We start from the raw sequence: 15,843 nt of genomic DNA on the forward strand, positions 1-15,843 counted from the left end.
GGGACGGGGGTTACAGAGTGTAGGTTGCCACCGGCGCCGCGCGGTGGGAGCGTGCGGTATGACCGATGACCTGCTCGCCCGCCATCGGGCCGTGCTGCCAAAGTGGATGCCGCTGTACTACGCGGAGCCGATCGAGATCGTGTCCGGCTCGGGGTGCCGGGTCACCGACGCGGCCGGCCGCACCTATCTCGACTTCTTCGGCGGCGTGTTGACCACCATGATCGGGTACGACGTCGCGGAGGTGCGCGAGGCGGTCGAGCGGCAGCTGCGCACCGGCGTGGCGCACACCTCGACGCTGTACCTGATCCGCCAGCAGGTCCAGCTCGCCGAGAAGATCGCCCGGCTCTCCGGCATCCAGGACGCGCGGGTCTTCTTCACCAACTCCGGCACCGAGGCCAACGAGGCGGCGCTGCTGGTCGCCACCAACCTGCGCCGCTCCAACCAGGTGCTCGCGGTGCGCAACAGCTACCACGGGCGGTCGTACGCGACGATCGGCATCACCGGGCACCGCAGCTGGTCGGCGAGCGGCCTCAATCCGCTCCAGGTGGCCTGGCTGCACTCGGGCGACCGGCTGCGCGGCGTACTCGCCAAGCTGGACGAGGCCGATCACATCGAGGCGGCCGTCGAAGACCTGCGCGAGGTGATCGCCACGCAGACCTCGGGCGACGTGGCCTGCCTGATCGCCGAGCCGATCCAGGGCGTGGGCGGTTTCGTGCACGCGCCGGACGGGCTCTTCGCCGGGCTCAAGAAGGTGCTCGACGAGCACGGCATCCTGCTCATCTCGGACGAGGTGCAGACCGGCTGGGGGCGCACGGGCGAGCACTTCTGGGGGTACCAGGCGCACGGGGTCACCCCCGACCTGCTCACCTTCGCCAAGGGCATCGGCAACGGCTTCGCGCTCGCCGGCGTGGTGGGGCGGGCCGAGGTGATGAACGCGGTGGAGGCGATCTCGTTCTCCACGTTCGGCGGCAACCCCATCTCGACCGCCGCCGGCAACGCGGTCCTCGACTACGTGCTCGACCACGACCTCCAGGAGAACGCCCGGCGGGTCGGCACCATCCTGTTGGACGGGCTGCGCGCGGCGGCCGCCGAGCAGCCGATCGTGGCCGAGGTGCGGGGCAAGGGGCTGATGCTGGCGATCGAGTTCGTGCGACCGGGCACGCTGGAGCCGGACGCGGCGGTGGCGGCGCGCGTGTTCGAGCTGGCCCGGGAGGGCGGTCTGCTGGTCGGCAAGGGCGGCCTGTACGGAAACGTGCTGCGGATGGGTCCGCCGCTCACGTTGAGTGAGGAGGAGGCCCGCGAAGGGCTGGGCATCCTCGTGGACGCGATCGGGAGGGCAGGGGTCTGAAGACGGCACAGTCGTAACGGTTCGGCGCTCAGGGCTTGCTGTCGCCGGGGTCTTGTCGTAAGAATCCTTCAAAGCGCTAACAGCGACTGAAGGGAAGTGACGCGACCCCTATGAATAGTACAAGGCGTGACATTCTCCGTCGCGGGGTCGTCGCCGGCGTCATGGCGACCCCCGCGGCCGGCCTGCTGTCGAGCTGCGCCATGGGCGGAGGCGACGACGACACGGACAACACCGCCAACCAGGGTGAGAAGTCCGAGCAGAACCCCTTCGGCGTCAAGGCGGACGCGCCGCTGGAGGTGGTCATCTTCAACGGCGGGTACGGCGAGGAGTACGCCAAGGCCCACCAAGCCATGTACAGCGAGAGGTACCCGAACGCCAAGATCACGCACTCGGCCACGCAGGAGATCAGCAAGACGCTCCAGCCGCGGTTCGTCGACGGCAGCCCGCCCGACGTCGTCAACAACTCCGGCACCGGCCAGATCGACATGGGCGGCCTCGTCTCCCAGGGCGCGCTCGCCGACCTCAGCGAGCTGCTCGACGCGCCCAGCCTCGACGTCCCCGGCAAGACGGTGCGCGACACGCTGCTTCCCGGCGTGGTCGACGTGGGCAGCTACGACGGCAAGTTCCACGTGCTCAACATCAGCTACACCGCCTACGGCATCTGGTACTCGGCGAAACTTTTTGCCGACCGCGGCTGGGAGTACCCGAAGACCTGGGACGACCACATCGCGCTCTGCCGCACCATCAAGGCCGCCGGCATCTCGCCGTGGACGTACGCCGGCAAGCACCCCCGGTACATGAGCTGGCCGGTCATCTCCACCGCGGTCAAGTTCGGCGGGCTCGACGTCGCGAAGAACATCGACAACCTGGAGCCCAACGCCTGGAAGTCGGACGCGATGAAGGCCGCCGCCGACGCTTGGCACCAGATCGTCAAGGACCAGTTCATCCTTCCGGGTACGCCCGGACTCGACCACGTGCAGTCGCAGACCGAGTGGTGCCGGGGCAAGGCCGCGCTCATCTCCTGCGGCTCGTGGATCGAGAACGAGCAGAAGAAGGTCACTCCGGCCGGCTTCGACATGGCGATCGCGCCCACGCCCAGCCTCGGCGCGAGCGACAAGCTGCCGTTCGAGGCGATCCGGGGTACGGCGGGCGAGCCGTTCATCGTGCCCGCCAAGGCGAAGAACGTGCCCGGCGGCCTGGAGTACTTCCGCACCGTGCTCTCCATGCGCGGCGCGAAGGACTTCTCGCAGAAGGTCTCGGCGCTCAGCGTGGTCGCCGGCGCGACCGGCGGCACGGCGCTCCCGCCGGGGCTGGCCAGCGTCGTCAAGGCGCTTGACGCCTCCGGCGCCAACGGCTTCAACTGGGTCTACAACAACTACTACCGCAAGCTCGAGCGCGAACTCGTCGACGCGGCGTGCGGGGAGTTCTTCAGCGGCCGCATCGGGCCGGCCGAGTTCCTCGACCAGTGCCAGAAGGGCGCCGACATGATCGCCCAGGACAGTTCGCTCAAGAAGTACAAGCGGGCCTGAGGTGGTAGGGGCGGCGCATGCGGCACGGTAAGTACCCGCTGATCATTACGTTTCTGGTGCCGCCCCTGGTCCTGTACGGCGTGTTCGTGGTCTCGCCGTACCTCCAGGTGTTCCAGATCTCGACCACCGACTGGCTCGGCTACTCCGCCGACGCCAACTCGGTGGGGCTGGACAACTTCATCCAGCTCTTCAAGGACGACTACGTCTGGAACGCCATCCAGAACAACGCGATCCTGCTCGTTCTCGTACCGATACTGACGATCGGCCTCGGCCTGTTCTTCGCGACGATGCTCAACATGGGCGGTCGCGGCGGGCGGGCCGGCGTCGTCGGCGTGCGCGGCACCTCGGCGTACCGCCTGGTCTACTTCTTCCCCCAGGTGCTCTCCGTCGTGATCATCGCGGTGATCTGGCGCGAGGTGTACCACCCCAACGCGGGGCTGCTCAACGCGACGCTGAAGCCGTTCGGCATCGACGGCCCGAGCTGGCTCGGCGACCCGCGCACCGCCTTCTGGTGCGTGCTCGCCGTGCTGGTGTGGGCCAACGTCGGCTTCTACGTCGTGCTCTTCGGCGCGGCGATGCAGGCGATCCCGCGGGACATCTACGAGGCGGTGCTGCTCGACGGCGCCTCCCGCCTGGTGACGCTGCGGCGCATCACGATCCCGCTGCTGTGGGACACCGTGCAGGTCGCCTGGATCTACCTGGCCATCGCCGCGCTCGACGGGTTCATCCTCGTGCAGCTGATGACCAACGGCGGTCCCAACTTCTCCTCCGACGTCATTGGCTTGCGCATGTACAACACCGCCTTCAACGACACCAAGTTCGGGTACGCCTCGGCGATCGGCGTGGTGATGCTCTTCCTCACGCTCTCGGTGGCCGTGCTGGCGCTCCGCGCGACCCGCCGCGACCGGATCGAGTTCTCATGACGCTTGTCGAGTCACGCTCCGCCGAGACCCCGGCCGCGCCGCCCGCCGACCGCCCCCTGCGCCGCGAGTGGGGCGTGGCCAACGTCTTCTCTCACGGCTTCCTCGTGCTGTGGGCGCTGATGACCGCGCTGCCGCTGCTGTGGGTCGTCGTCAGCTCGTTCAAGGACGACAACGAGATCCTCACCGACCCGTGGGGCCTGCCCGGCGCGCTGCGCTTCGAAAACTGGCAGCGTGCGTGGACCGAGGCGCACATCGGCCGGTACTTCCTCAACAGCTTCGTCGTCGTCTCCGGCTCGCTCACGCTCACCATGCTCTTCGGGGCGACCGCCGCGTACGTGTTCGCCCGCTACGAGTTCCGCTTCAAGCAGGTCTTCTACTACCTGTTCGTGGGCGGGATGATGTTTCCCGTCTTCCTGGCGCTGGTGCCACTCTTCTTCGTCGTGCGCAACGCGGGGCTCTTCAACACCTGGCGCGGCCTCGTCCTGGTGTACGCCGCCTACTCGCTGCCGTTCACCGTGTTCTTCCTGACCGCCTTCTTCCGAACGCTGCCACAGACAGTCGCCGAGGCCGCGCTCATCGATGGCTGCGGCCACTTCCGGCTCTTCTTCCGCGTGATGCTGCCGATGGCCAAGCCCGGACTCATCAGCGTGGGCATCTTCAACTTCCTCGGCCAGTGGAACCAGTTTCTGTTACCGCAGGTGCTGATGCCCAACGACGAGTCCCGGTACGTCCTGGCGCAGGGCCTGTCCGCACTCGCCGTGAGCCAGGGCTACGAGGGCGACTACAGCGGCCTCTTCGCCGGCCTGACGATCGCGATGTTGCCGGTGCTCGCCGTGTACGTCCTCTTCCAGCGCCAGATCCAGTCCGGCTTGACGGCGGGGCAGTTGAAGTAGGCTCCGCGCTCCTGCCCGCCTCGCGTCGCTGGCTTGAGGATCCCGCCGGACGGTCCCGCCCAGGCCCATTCCAGCTTCGCGCCCATTCCAGCTTCGCGCCGAGGAGGCCGGGGATGCTACGGGAAGAGGCGGGCGTGCAGGGCGGTCGCCTCGATCGGGCTCAGCAGGGGGCGGGCGGCGAGCCAGGCGGCCGCCGCCGCGCCGTCGGAGGCGTGGGGGAGGGGGGCGTCGGGCCAGCGGGCGGCGAGTTCGTGCTCGACGGCGGGGGCCAGCGGGGTGCCGCCGACCAGCAGGCCGCCGGCCAGCACGATCGGGCTGGTGTCGCCGGGCTCGCGGATGCGCGCGACGCTCTCGGTCAGCAGGCGGGCCGCCTCGGCGAGCAGGGCCGCCGCCGTCGGGTCGCCCTCGGCGTGTGCGGCGATGACCAGTGGCGCCAGCCTGGCCAGCTCGATCGGCGGGCGCCGGGTCACGCGCTGCACGAGCACGTCCACCGTGTCGCGCGGGTGCGCCCCGGCGCCCGGAGCGGCGCCACTGCCACCGGCACCGCGAGCCTCACCGCGGGCATCGCCCCCGCCAGCGCCGGCGGCGGGGTCGAGCAGAGCCTCCACCACCGCCTCGGAGAGGCGGCCCAGCGGGCGGCCGGCGTCGAGGGCGGCGAGCGTGGCGCGTACGGCCTCGCGCCCCAGCCAGAAGCCCGAGCCGGCGTCGCCCAGGAGCCAGCCGTGGCCGTCGGAGACGCGGTCGAGGGCGAAGGCGTGGACGCTGGCGGCGATGGCCCCGGTGCCGGCGATGAGCACGGTGCCGCGGGGCTGCGCGGTGCCGGAAGCGTAGGCCACGAGGGCATCGCCGATGAGCTCGTACGGGCACCGCAGGCCGGCGCCGGCCCACGCGCGGTCGAACGCGGCGCGGCTGGCCGGGTCGGCGAGGAGGCGGCCCACTCCGGCGAGGCCGAGTGTGCCGGCACGTACCCGTGTGGGGTCGACGGGGGCGAGCGCGGCGGAGAGAGCCTTTCCCAGCTCGGCAGCGGCCGCCTCGGCGCCGTGGGAGGTGGGATTGCCACCGCCGGCGGTGCCGGCGCTGACGCGTTCGCCGGCGAGCGAGGCGACCAGCGCGCGCGTCGACGTGCCGCCGATGTCCAGCCCGATCACGAGTGCGTCAGACACTCGCTCATCGTGGTGCCAGGCGGTCCCTGAAAGCGCTCCCAGACGGTAACAGTTTGAAAACTTCGCCCAATGCCTTGACAAGGTAGGCCCGTTAGTAAGAACTTTTACCACTAACAGTTAACAGTCCTTCCAAAGATCACGGACATTGCCGTGCCCTGCGGAAGGCGGAGGTGAGGGCGAAACCGTGATGGATACCCCGGCGGCTGTGGACGGCGTGCTGCTGGCCGTCCGTGCCAAGCTGCCGGAGTTCACTGGCGCGCTCAAGCGGGTCGCCGAGCAGGTGCTGACCGATCCGGCGGGGGCGGCGCGCGCCACGATCGTCGAGCTGGCCGAGCGGAGTGGCACCTCGCCGGCGACGGTCACCCGGTTCTGCCGGGCGCTCGGCTTCGAGGGGTACGCCGAGCTGCGTCTCGGCATCGCCGCGGAGACCGGGCGGGCGCGTGCCGCCGGCTGGACGGTGGACATCGGCCGCGAGATCGAGCCGGGCGACCCGCTGGAGAAGGTGCTCGAGCAAATCATGGCGGCCGACACGCGGGCCATGCACGACACCGCCGCGCTGCTCGACCTGTCCGAAGTGGAGCGGGCCGCCGACGCGATCGCCGGCGCCGCGCGGGTCAACATCTTCGGTGCCAGCGGAAGCGCACTGGTCGGCGAGGAGATGCAGTTCAGCCTGCACCGCATCGGTGTGGCGGCGTGGGCCTGGACCGACGTACACAATGGACTCGCCAGCGCCGCCCTGCTGCGCGCCGGCGATGTCGCGCTCGGGATCTCCCACAGTGGACAGACGCGGGAGACCATCGAGATGCTGGCCGAGGCGGGCAGCCACGGCGCCACCACGGTCGCGCTGACCAGCTTCCCCCGCTCGCCACTGGCCGAACTCGCCGACATCGTGCTGGTCACGGCGACCCAGGCGACGACGTTCCGCCCGGACGCGCTCTCCGCCCGGCATCCCCAGCTCGTCGTGCTCGACCTGCTCTACATCGCCGTCGCGCAGCGGACCCACGACCGCGCGCACGCCGCCTTCCAGCGCACCGCCCAGGCCGTCGACGGGCACAAGGCGGCCAAGGAGGCAGCCAGATGAGTCCCACCAACATTCAACCGAGGAGACGCATCATGTCCGAAACCCCTAGTAACGGCCATGTGACGGTGCGGCCAGCGCCGAGTGTCATCGCTGAGTCTGATGGTTCGCTCGCAAGCTCGCTCACGCCGTCGGACCTCACCCGGCGCCTGCTGCTGCGCCGGGCCGCGGTCGCCGGTCTGCTCGCGACACCGGCCGCCGGTCTGCTCAGCGCCTGCGTCGGCGGCGGCGACGACGAGCCGACCGACCAGGCGGAGGGCGAGAAGACCACCGCCAACCCGCTCGGTGTCGACGCCAAGGCCCCCCTCGAGCTGTACATCTTCAACGGCGGCCTCGGCACCAAGTACGCGACCGACGTGCACGTCCCGTCGTACAAGAAGGCGTTTCCCGAGGCCGAGGTGAAGTTCAACCAGGCCGAGGAGATGGCGACCGTCCTCCAGCCCCGCTTCACCAGCAACGAGCCGCCGGACATGGTCAACAACGCCGGCTCGAAGCTGATGGACCAGGGCGCGCTGGTGCAGGCGGGCCAGGTGCAGGACCTCACCGAGCTGTTCGCCGCGCCGTCGCTGGACATCCCCGGCAAGACCGTCAAGGACACGCTGGTGCCCGGCACGGTCGAGCAGGGCTCGTTCAACGGCAAGCCGTACGTGCTCAACTACGCCTTCACCGTCTACGGCCTCTGGTACTCGGACCGGCTCTTCAAGGCACAGGGCTGGACCCCGCCGAAGACCTGGGCCGACTTCACCGCGCTGCTCGACAAGGCCAAGGCCGCGGGCAAGACGGCGTACGCGTACGCGGGCGCGAACGCCGCCTACTACCAGTACCTGGTCATCCTCACGACGGCCGCCAAGATCGGTGGGCCGGACGTACTCAAGAACATCGACAACCTCGAAGACGGCGCGTGGACCGCCGAGCCGGTCAAGCAGGCCGCCCAGTTGTGGGGCGAGATCGGCGTCAAGTACATGAACAAGGCGCACCTGGGCCTGCGGCACACCGAGGTGCAGCTCCAGCAGAACCAGGACCAGGTGGTCTTCTACCCCTCCGGCTCGTGGCTGGAGAACGAGCAGGCCAAGGACACGCCGGCCGGCTTCGACTACGCGGTCGTCCCGGTGCCCAGCGCCACCGCGTCCGACAAGCTGCCGCAGTCGGCGATCTACGCCGCCGCCGGTGAGATGTACTTCGTCGCCGCGAAGGGCAAGAACCCGCGCGGTGGCATGGAGTACCTGCGCCACATGCTCTCCAAGGAGGGCGCGAAGGGCTTTACGCAGCTCACCAAGGTGCTCACGGTCGTGCAGGGCGCCACCGAAGGGCTCACCATCTCGCCCGGCCTCACCAGCAGCGAGGCGATGCTCCAAGCGGCCGGCAGCGACTACTTCGCCTACCGCTGGGACACCTGGTACAAGAAGATGGACGACGAGTGCCGGGCGGCCACCAACGAGCTGATGTTCAACGGCGGTGACGCCGACAAGTTCGTGACCCGCATGCAGAAGGTCGCGGACGACGTGAAGAAGGACCCGTCCATCGAGAAGTTCAAGCGGTAGTCGTCATGCGGCACGGCAAGTACCCGTTCATCATCGGCTTCCTGATCGCGCCGGTCACGATCTACGTGACCTTCGTGATCGCGCCCTATCTCCAGGCCTTCTACCTGGCGACGACAAACTGGCGCGGTGTCTCGGCTAACCCGAAGTTCATCGGGCTGGACAACTTCGAAAGGTTGCTTCAGGACGACGTCTTCTGGAAAGCCATACGGCATCACGGTGTGCTGCTGCTTGTCCTGCCGCTGGCCGCCATCGCGATCGCCCTCTTCTTCGCGTTCCTGTTGAACGTGGGCGGGGGCTCGCGGGGCGGCATGATGACGGGGGTCTGGGGGTCGAAGTTCTACCGCGTGGTGTTCTTCTTCCCTCAGGTCCTGGCCATCGTCATCATCGGCGTCATCTTCCAGCGGGTCTACGCGCCGGATGACAGCGGCCTGCTCAACGGCTTCCTCGGCCTCTTCGGCGTCGATCCGGTGCTGTTCATGGCGAGTCCCGACATCGCGCTGTACGCGATCATCGCGGTGCTGGTGTGGCAGGCGGTCGGCTTCTACGTGGTGCTCTTCTCCGCCGGCATGGCGTCGATCCCCAAGGACATCTACGAGGCGGCCGTGCTCGACGGCGCCAGCCGGTCGAGCATGTTCTTCCGGGTCACGCTGCCGCTGCTGTGGGACACGCTCCAGGTCGCGTGGGTCTACCTGGGCATCGCGGCGTTCGACGCGTTCGCGATCGTGCAGGTGCTCTCGGTCGACCAGGGCGGCCCGGACGGCGCGACCACGGTGCTCGGCATGGAGATCTACCGGAACGCCTTCTCGTACTCGCAGTTCGGCTACGCCTCGGCCATGGGCGTGGCGCTCTTCTTCCTGACCATCACGTTCGCCGCGCTGACCCTGCGGGTCAGCCGGCGCGAGACGGTCGAGCTCTAGGGGGTATCGGGTATGGCGAGAATCGAGACCCCGGCGCCCCCGCGGCGGGAAGGGCTGCCGCCGCGCAGCCACAGCGGGCCGGCGAAGGAGCGCCGCCGCGAGGTGGGCCTGCTCAACAGCCTCGCCCACGTGGCGCTCGCGATCTGGGCGATCCTGGTCATCGCGCCGCTGCTGTGGACGTTCCTGGCGTCGTTCAAGAGCAACACGGAGATCTTCCTGGGCAACCCGTTCAGCCTGCCCGGGCAGTTCAACTTCGACAGCTACGCGCGCGCGTGGAACGAGGCCAACGTCGGCCGCTACTTCCTCAACAGCGTCTTCGTGGTCACGCTCAGCACCACGGGCACGATGCTCTTCGGCGCGATGGCGGCGTACGTGCTGGCACGTTACAAGTTCATCGGCAACCGGTTCATCTACTACCTCTTCGTCTCCGGCCTGGCGTTTCCGGTCTTCCTGGCGCTGGTGCCGCTCTTCCTCGTGGTCAACAACCTGGGCCTGCTCAACACGTACACCGGCCTGATCCTCGTCTACATCGCCTACTCGCTGCCGTTCACCGTGTTCTTCCTGGCCGCGTTCTTCAAGACGCTGCCCAACTCGGTGGCCGAGGCCGCGATGATGGACGGCGCCTCGCACACGCGGCTGTTCTTCCAGGTGATGATGCCGATGGCGAAGCCGGCCCTGGTGAGCATCACGATCTTCAACATCCTGGGGCAGTGGAACCAGTACCTGCTGCCCGTGGCGCTCATGCAGGGCGAGGACGCGGAACAGAAGTGGGTGCTCACCCAGGGCATCGCGAGCATCTCGATCTCGGCGGGGTACGAGGCGGACTGGGCGGCGCTCTTCGCGGCGCTCACCCTCTCGATCCTCCCCATGATCGTGATGTACGCCTTCTTCCAGCGCCAGATCCAGGCCGGCCTGACGGCGGGCGCGGTGAAGTAGCTGGTACGCGCGTCGGGACGGGGATGTCGGGGGCCGGTGGCACACTGTGCCGGTGGTCGAGTGGCTGGCGCCGGACGGGCGGGTCGTGTGGGCGTCCACCGCCGCCAGCTACCCTGCTCACCTGCGGGCCGGCCAGCGGGTCGAGCGCTGCCACGACATCGAGCTGACCGAGGCGCTGCTGCTCGGGTTCGAGGGGCGGTGGGGTGAGCCGCGGTCGCTGGCCGCGGCGCACGCCCGGCTGACCGGCGCGCCCGTCCCGCCCGACCCGCCGCCCCGCGCGGCGGTCCCGCCCGGCGACGCGCAGGGCGCGCTCTTCGACCCCGAGCCGCCGCCGAGCGGCGACCGGGAGACGCTGATCCAGGTGTACGAGGACCAGTGCGCCCGCATCGCCCGCACCGAGCAGCCGGGGCGCTTCCGGCTGCTGGTGGCGGCCGAGTCGGCGGGCGCGCTGATCGCGGCCGAGATGGGCGCGGCCGGGCTGCCGTGGCGCGGCGACGTCCACGACCAGGTGCTCCAGGAGCTGCTCGGCGAGCCGTCGCCGGTGGGCGGGCCGCCACGCCGGCTCGCCGAGCTGGCCACGCGGATCGCGGCCGCCTTCGGCGTGCGGCAGTTGCATCCCGAGTCGCCGCAGGAGGTGCTGCGCGCGTTCGCCCGGGCCGGCATCCAGCTGCCCAACACGCGAGCCTGGTCGCTGCGGGGCGTCGACCATCCGGCGGTGCCGCTGCTGCTGGAGCACAAGGAGCTATACCGGATCTGGACCGCGCACGGCTGGGCCTGGCGCGACACGTGGGTCCATGATGGACGGTTCCGCCCGGAGTACGTGCCGGCCGGTGTCGTCTCCGGCCGTTGGGCCACGCGGGGTGGGGGAGCGCTCCAGATTCCCAAGGTCGTGCGCCGCGCGGTGGTCGCCGACCCCGGCTGGAAGCTCGTCGTCGCCGACGCCGGCCAGTTGGAGCCGCGCGTGCTCGCCGCGGTCTCCGGTGACGAGCGCCTGGCCGCCGCGGCCGCCTCGGGCGACCTCTACGCCGCGCTGGCCGCCGACGCGTTCGGGGGCGACCGCGACCGCGCCAAGCTGGCCCTGCTCGGCGCCATGTACGGGCAGACCGGCGGCGTCGCCGTCCCCGCGCTCGCCACGCTCAAGCGCAACTACCCCACCGCTTTCGACTACGTCGAGGCCGCCGCCCGCACCGGCGAGGGAGGTGGCCTGGTCCGCTCGTGGCTCGGGCGCACCTGCCCGCCCCGCTCGGTGGCGCTGGGCGAGGAGGAGTTCGGCCCGGTCGACGGCTCGGGCGGTGCGCGGGCGCGGGCCCGGGGGCGCTTCACCCGCAACTTCGTCATCCAGGCCACCGCCGCCGAGTGGGCGCTCACGCTGCTGGCCACGCTCCGCGGCAGGCTCGCCGGCACCGGGGCCGAGCTGGTCTTCTTCCAGCACGACGAGGTGCTGGTGCACGCGCCCGACGAGCGGGCCGAGGAGGTCAGCGAGGCCGTCCGAGAGGCGGCCGTCCGCGCCGGGCAGCTACTTTTCGGTGCCACCACGGTCCGCTTCCCTCTCGACGTGTCCGTCGTTGAGTGTTACGCCGACGCCAAGTGAGCCGTCCGGGCTTTCTCCCGGAGGGGGCACAGCGCTCATCTTGACGCGGCACACCTGGGGGGTGTTTCGCGATGGCAACCGCGGGGATGGTCATCGCCGCCGGCGGGGGGCGCCGGATCGGCGGGCCGGAGGCACTACTGCGACACGAGGGCACGCCGCTCGTCGACCGGGCGCTGGAGATCATGCGCGACGGTGGCTGCGTGCCGCTCGTCGTCGTGCTCGGCGCGGCCGCCGGCGAGGTGCGGGCCGCCGCCGAGCTCAAGGGCGCGCGCGTGGTGGTCGACAAGACGTGGGGGAGGGGCATCGGCAGCTCACTGCGGACCGGCCTCACCGCCCTGACCGACGTCGAGGTCGACGCGGTCGTGGTGGTCCCGGTCGACATGCCCGGCGTCACCGCCCACGCGGTACGGCGAGTGGCCGCCCTGCCCTACGCCGACGTGCTCGTCTGCGCCACCTACGCCGGCCGGCGCAGCTTCCCGATGCTCTTCGGGCGCAAGCACTGGCCCGGCATCTCCACAGTGGCCCACGCGGACGCGGGCGCCCGGCCGTACCTGCTGGCCCACAAGCACGAGGTGCTCGACGTGGCCTGCGACAGCATCGCCGACGGCGCGCGCCTGGAGAGCCCCGAGGTGGTGGCGGCGTTCAAGCTGACGATCCCCATCCCCAGCCAGCGCATTCCGGGTTAGCCCGCCGACTCGCCGCCGGCCGTGAAGACGCTCGGCGGCGAAGTCGTGTGCCGCGGGCGCGATGGGCGCGCCGGCGGCCGCGCGGCGTCAGGCGCGGTGGGCGAGATAGGCGGCGCCGCGCGGGGAGATGCGGTATCCCACCTCGAGGCTCTCGGTGAGCCCGAGCGCCTTGAGCTTGCGCACGTCCGCCTTGAAGGTGGCCACGTCGCGGCCGAGCGTGGCGGCGAGGTCCGCCGCGCGTACCCCGGGATGGTCCGCGATGGCCCGCAGGGCGGCGGCGGTCCACGGTCCGCGCGGGCTGGCGTGGTCGAGGCGGGCGAGGCGGAGGTCGATGGCGGCGACGCCGGCGTCGTCCAGGCGGTCGTCGGCGGCCAGGGCGGCGCGCGGGTCGGGGCCGGCGACGCGGCGGAAGTGGAGCAGGTAGAGCTGGCCGTCCGCGGGGCCGCTGAGCTGGGCGAGCATCGCCGCCACACTCTCGAAGCCGGCGGCGTGGGCGTCGGCGGGGGTAAGGTCCTCCGGGCGTACCGGATCGACGACCGTCACCTCGACGAGCCCGGCGCCGGTGCGGTAGGTCCGGCCGGCGACCACCTGGACGCGGCGCCACCGGCGCAGCGCGGCGGTGATGGTGCCATCTGCGATGCCGTCGCGCAGCCGCCGCTCAAACAACATCGTCAGGCCTGCCGCCGGGGGTCGGACGCATTACCGAAGCGTTCCACAAAATTCGTCCAACAGATGGCGCGCAGCCACTCGTCGCCGAGATCGAGGCGGACGAGGCCGGCGAGCTGGTCTGAGTACTCATAAGGAATGTTGGGGAAATCGCTGCCGAGCAGCACCCTACCGGCCAGGCCGAGGTCGCGCAGCCGGGGCAGCAGCGCGGGCGGAAACGGCATGAACTGGTCGAAGAACGGCGTGAATGCCATCGTCGTGTCGAGCGCGACCCGCTCGTAGCGCTCGGCGAGGCCCAGGAAGGCGGCATAGTCGGGCGCGCCCATGTGCGCCACGATCGCGGCGAGTCGCGGATGGCGCGCGAGCAGGGCGGTGAACGGGTCGGGGCCGGTGTACTCGGCGGGGACCGGCGCGTGCCCGGCGTGCACCACCACCGGTACGCCGGCGTCGGCGAGCATGCCCCACACCGGGGTCAGCGCGCCGTCGAGCGGGTCGAAGCCGCCCACCTGGAAGTGCACCTTGAAGATGCGGGCGCCGGCGTCGAGCGCGCCGGCCACGTACTCCGTCACGCCCGGCTCGGGGTAGAAGGTCGCCGACGGGAGGCAGCCGGGCGTGTCGCGGGCGAAGCCGAGCGTCCAGTCGTTGAGGTCGGCGGCCATGCCGGGGCGGTGCGCGTAGGCCAGCGCGGTGAACGCCCGCACGCCAAGCTTCTCCAGGTGGGCGACGCGCTCGGCGTCCGGCCAGCGGTAGCGGATCGGCCACTTCACACCGACCAGCGGGCCGGCCTCGTCGAAGTGGGCCCACACGCGGCGCAGCATGCGCGGCGGCAGGAAGTGCACGTGCACGTCGGCAAGGCCGGGCAGGCCGAGGGCGCCCCAGAAGCCCGGGACCGCGTCGTCACCGGAGAGACTCACACCTCGATATTGAACCGGCGCAGCACCGAAGGCGCCAGCAGGCCCCACGCGGACAGCGCCGAGACGACCATGAACACGCCCCGGAACACGTAGATCTCGACCGCGCTGCCGGCCCGCACCGCCAGGCCGCCGGGCAGGCCGATCATCCGCCACATGCGGCGGCCGGTGGGGATGGGCCACAGGATGGGTACGCCGGCGCGGGTCACCAGGTCGCCCAGGATGTGCACGAGGCAGCCGACGCCCATCGCGAGGCCGAGCATCGGATACCCGCGGTCGCCCGGCAGCATGAGCGCGGTGCCGTACGCGGCGGCGGCCGAGATCAGCGTGATCAGCAGCCAGCCGGCCCGCTTGGCCCACTCGTCGAAGAGGCCGCGGAGGGCGAGTCCGATCATGACGAAGAGGATGGCGACGACGGCCCACTTGCCGTACGCGGTGCAGAGCGCCGTCGTGCCCCAGCCCACCAGCACCGTGAACGGGATCGTGTGGGTGAGCGTGCGGTGGCCGTTCTCCCGGTCGGGGTCGCCGCTGAGCTTGGTGATGTGGTACACCGCGAGCGACAGCTTCTCGATCACCTCGGCCAGGAAGAGCGAGGCCACGCCGAAGGTCCGCGCGACCGTCGCGCCCCCCTTGTTGCGGGTCACCTTGCCGGAGAGGTCGAGGTCGGGAAAGAGCGCGCCGCCGGCGCAGACCGCGGTGCCGACGGCGATGGCGAGGGGCGACTGCTCGTATCCGGCGAATCGGTCAAGTGCCCAGGATCCCCCCAACCACACGGCCGCGCCGGACAATGCGTGAGAGGGCCCCATCATGCGCGGGACTGTCCCAGAGGGACCGTCCACATTCAACGACCGCCACGGTGGCGCTCACCACGACGCCCGGCGGCACCAGCATGTGGTGCCGCCGAGCGTGACACGCCGGGCGCGTCTCACCAGCCGTCGCGGTACCCCCGGCCGCACGGCCCCTGCCCTCGGTACTCGGCATGCACCCGCCAGTCGCCCCGCCGCCCGCCCCACTCCGGGCCGCCCCGCCAGTCGCGGGGACCGCGCCAGTCGCCGCGGGGGTGGTAGCCGCCGTGTCTCACCTCGGCGGCGTGCTTGGCCAGCCCGAGGAAGAGGAAGGCCAGCGGGATGATCGGCCAGAAGAAGGCCACCCCGGAGAGCATCCACAGCCCCACCAGGATCGCGCCGACCACGACCACGCCACCGAAGTGCCGCCGCAGCGAGCGCATCGCGAACGCCCGCGCCTCCGGCGTCCGGGCCAGCGCCCGCCGCCCACCGTCGGGCAGGTCGGAGACCAGCCCGCCCAACTCGTCCCGGTACGTCGCCGCGTACGTCTTGGCCAGCCGCTCCTCGCCCTCGACGAGGTCCAGCCGCCCCTCGGTCATCGCGGCCCGAAGGATCGTCGCCATGTGTTCCCGTTCGGCGTCCGAGGCTCGTACGCGCCCGGCGCCGGCTTCCGTTGCTGTCATGCCAACGAGGTTCCCGAAAAGGCGGCCCGGGCGCGTCGGGCCGGTGGAGTCATCGGGGCGCCCGCCGGGGGCGCAGTGGCGGGTCCGCGGATACGACCGGGGGAGTAGCGGCGTCCCCCTCGCCACGCGATTCGTACTCCCCGGGAGGTAGCCCGGAACGCCGCGCGGAGGCGATGCCGGGAGAGGTATGCGT

The 15,843-nt window shown here is 70.7% G+C and carries 14 protein-coding genes and 1 pseudogene; 10 read left to right on the forward strand and 5 right to left on the reverse strand.

The window, feature by feature from the left end:
• The first annotated feature begins 58 nt into the window (after window positions 1-58).
• The 4 genes from ACFFIA_RS24095 (at window position 59) to ACFFIA_RS24110 (ending at window position 4,693) form a co-directional block, all read left to right on the forward strand.
• Window positions 59-1,348 carry an aspartate aminotransferase family protein gene (locus ACFFIA_RS24095; RefSeq protein ID WP_377254005.1) on the forward strand — a complete coding sequence of 430 codons (1,290 nt, stop codon included), beginning with the start codon at window positions 59-61 and terminating at the stop codon, window positions 1,346-1,348.
• Window positions 1,349-1,509: 161 nt separating this feature from the next.
• A complete protein-coding gene (gene ngcE, locus ACFFIA_RS24100) occupies window positions 1,510-2,877 on the forward strand; it encodes an N-acetylglucosamine/diacetylchitobiose ABC transporter substrate-binding protein (RefSeq protein ID WP_377254007.1) in 1,368 nt (455 codons plus the stop codon).
• 17 nt (window positions 2,878-2,894) lie between these two features.
• Window positions 2,895-3,800 carry a carbohydrate ABC transporter permease gene (locus ACFFIA_RS24105; RefSeq protein WP_377254009.1) on the forward strand — a complete coding sequence of 302 codons (906 nt, stop codon included), beginning with the start codon at window positions 2,895-2,897 and terminating at the stop codon, window positions 3,798-3,800.
• Entirely contained in the window at window positions 3,797-4,693 is an 897-nt protein-coding gene (locus ACFFIA_RS24110; RefSeq protein ID WP_377254010.1) for a carbohydrate ABC transporter permease, read from the forward strand. The genes ACFFIA_RS24105 and ACFFIA_RS24110 overlap by 4 nt, the downstream gene beginning before the upstream one ends.
• A 116-nt stretch (window positions 4,694-4,809) precedes the next feature.
• Here the strand turns inward: ACFFIA_RS24110 and ACFFIA_RS24115 are convergent, their stop codons facing one another.
• Window positions 4,810-5,856, reverse strand: a complete 1,047-nt coding sequence (locus tag ACFFIA_RS24115; RefSeq protein WP_377254012.1) for an N-acetylglucosamine kinase — start codon at window positions 5,854-5,856, stop codon at window positions 4,810-4,812.
• Window positions 5,857-6,043: 187 nt separating this feature from the next.
• On the opposite strand from ACFFIA_RS24115, the gene ACFFIA_RS24120 reads away from it, so the two are divergent.
• The 6 genes and pseudogenes from ACFFIA_RS24120 to ACFFIA_RS24145 all read left to right on the forward strand — a co-directional run bounded on the left by ACFFIA_RS24120 (window position 6,044) and on the right by ACFFIA_RS24145 (window position 12,605).
• Window positions 6,044-6,937, forward strand: a complete 894-nt coding sequence (locus ACFFIA_RS24120; protein WP_377254064.1) for a MurR/RpiR family transcriptional regulator — start codon at window positions 6,044-6,046, stop codon at window positions 6,935-6,937.
• Between the two features lie 32 nt (window positions 6,938-6,969).
• Window positions 6,970-8,475 carry an N-acetylglucosamine/diacetylchitobiose ABC transporter substrate-binding protein gene (gene ngcE, locus ACFFIA_RS24125; protein WP_377254014.1) on the forward strand — a complete coding sequence of 502 codons (1,506 nt, stop codon included), beginning with the start codon at window positions 6,970-6,972 and terminating at the stop codon, window positions 8,473-8,475.
• 5 nt (window positions 8,476-8,480) lie between these two features.
• Complete coding sequence (locus ACFFIA_RS24130; protein WP_377254016.1) at window positions 8,481-9,392, forward strand: carbohydrate ABC transporter permease; 912 nt, start codon at window positions 8,481-8,483, stop codon at window positions 9,390-9,392.
• A gap of 12 nt (window positions 9,393-9,404) precedes the next feature.
• Window positions 9,405-10,328 (forward strand): carbohydrate ABC transporter permease, encoded by a 924-nt coding sequence (locus tag ACFFIA_RS24135; RefSeq protein ID WP_377254018.1) that lies wholly within the window; start codon window positions 9,405-9,407, stop codon window positions 10,326-10,328.
• A gap of 79 nt (window positions 10,329-10,407) precedes the next feature.
• Window positions 10,408-11,919, forward strand: a pseudogene (locus ACFFIA_RS24140) (bifunctional 3'-5' exonuclease/DNA polymerase); the annotation flags it as partial.
• A gap of 86 nt (window positions 11,920-12,005) precedes the next feature.
• Window positions 12,006-12,605 carry a nucleotidyltransferase family protein gene (locus ACFFIA_RS24145; RefSeq protein ID WP_377254066.1) on the forward strand — a complete coding sequence of 200 codons (600 nt, stop codon included), beginning with the start codon at window positions 12,006-12,008 and terminating at the stop codon, window positions 12,603-12,605.
• Between the two features lie 87 nt (window positions 12,606-12,692).
• Here ACFFIA_RS24145 and ACFFIA_RS24150 read toward each other — a convergent pair whose 3' ends face one another.
• The 4 genes from ACFFIA_RS24150 to ACFFIA_RS24165 form a co-directional block, all read right to left on the reverse strand.
• Window positions 12,693-13,274, reverse strand: coding sequence for an ASCH domain-containing protein (locus ACFFIA_RS24150; protein ID WP_377254020.1), 582 nt, complete (start codon window positions 13,272-13,274; stop codon window positions 12,693-12,695).
• Between the two features lie 2 nt (window positions 13,275-13,276).
• Window positions 13,277-14,185 (reverse strand): amidohydrolase family protein, encoded by a 909-nt coding sequence (locus ACFFIA_RS24155; protein ID WP_377254022.1) that lies wholly within the window; start codon window positions 14,183-14,185, stop codon window positions 13,277-13,279.
• Window positions 14,182-14,991 carry a metal-dependent hydrolase gene (locus ACFFIA_RS24160; protein WP_377254024.1) on the reverse strand — a complete coding sequence of 270 codons (810 nt, stop codon included), beginning with the start codon at window positions 14,989-14,991 and terminating at the stop codon, window positions 14,182-14,184. Before ACFFIA_RS24160 ends, ACFFIA_RS24155 begins: the two co-directional genes overlap by 4 nt.
• Before the next feature lie 116 nt (window positions 14,992-15,107).
• Window positions 15,108-15,650 (reverse strand): DUF1707 domain-containing protein, encoded by a 543-nt coding sequence (locus tag ACFFIA_RS24165; RefSeq protein WP_377254026.1) that lies wholly within the window; start codon window positions 15,648-15,650, stop codon window positions 15,108-15,110.
• Window positions 15,651-15,843 lie beyond the last annotated feature (193 nt).

Origin of the sequence: Phytohabitans kaempferiae, from assembly GCF_042433955.1 — a bacterium.
GTDB lineage: Bacteria > Actinomycetota > Actinomycetes > Mycobacteriales > Micromonosporaceae > Phytohabitans > Phytohabitans kaempferiae.

Bases quoted from the DNA above. Each gene is read 5' to 3' on its own strand.
- ACFFIA_RS24120 (WP_377254064.1), top strand. From the start codon at position 6,044: ATGGATACCCCGGCGGCTGTGGACGGCGTGCTGCTGGCCGTCCGTGCC.
- ACFFIA_RS24160 (WP_377254024.1), bottom strand. From the start codon at position 14,991: ATGATGGGGCCCTCTCACGCATTGTCCGGCGCGGCCGTGTGGTTGGGG.
- ACFFIA_RS24135 (WP_377254018.1), top strand. From the start codon at position 9,405: ATGGCGAGAATCGAGACCCCGGCGCCCCCGCGGCGGGAAGGGCTGCCG.
- ACFFIA_RS24165 (WP_377254026.1), bottom strand. From the start codon at position 15,650: ATGACAGCAACGGAAGCCGGCGCCGGGCGCGTACGAGCCTCGGACGCC.
- ngcE (WP_377254007.1), top strand. From the start codon at position 1,510: ATGGCGACCCCCGCGGCCGGCCTGCTGTCGAGCTGCGCCATGGGCGGA.
- ngcE (WP_377254014.1), top strand. From the start codon at position 6,970: ATGTCCGAAACCCCTAGTAACGGCCATGTGACGGTGCGGCCAGCGCCG.
- ACFFIA_RS24150 (WP_377254020.1), bottom strand. From the start codon at position 13,274: ATGTTGTTTGAGCGGCGGCTGCGCGACGGCATCGCAGATGGCACCATC.
- ACFFIA_RS24130 (WP_377254016.1), top strand. From the start codon at position 8,481: ATGCGGCACGGCAAGTACCCGTTCATCATCGGCTTCCTGATCGCGCCG.
- ACFFIA_RS24110 (WP_377254010.1), top strand. From the start codon at position 3,797: ATGACGCTTGTCGAGTCACGCTCCGCCGAGACCCCGGCCGCGCCGCCC.
- ACFFIA_RS24095 (WP_377254005.1), top strand. From the start codon at position 59: ATGACCGATGACCTGCTCGCCCGCCATCGGGCCGTGCTGCCAAAGTGG.
- ACFFIA_RS24105 (WP_377254009.1), top strand. From the start codon at position 2,895: ATGCGGCACGGTAAGTACCCGCTGATCATTACGTTTCTGGTGCCGCCC.
- ACFFIA_RS24145 (WP_377254066.1), top strand. From the start codon at position 12,006: ATGGTCATCGCCGCCGGCGGGGGGCGCCGGATCGGCGGGCCGGAGGCA.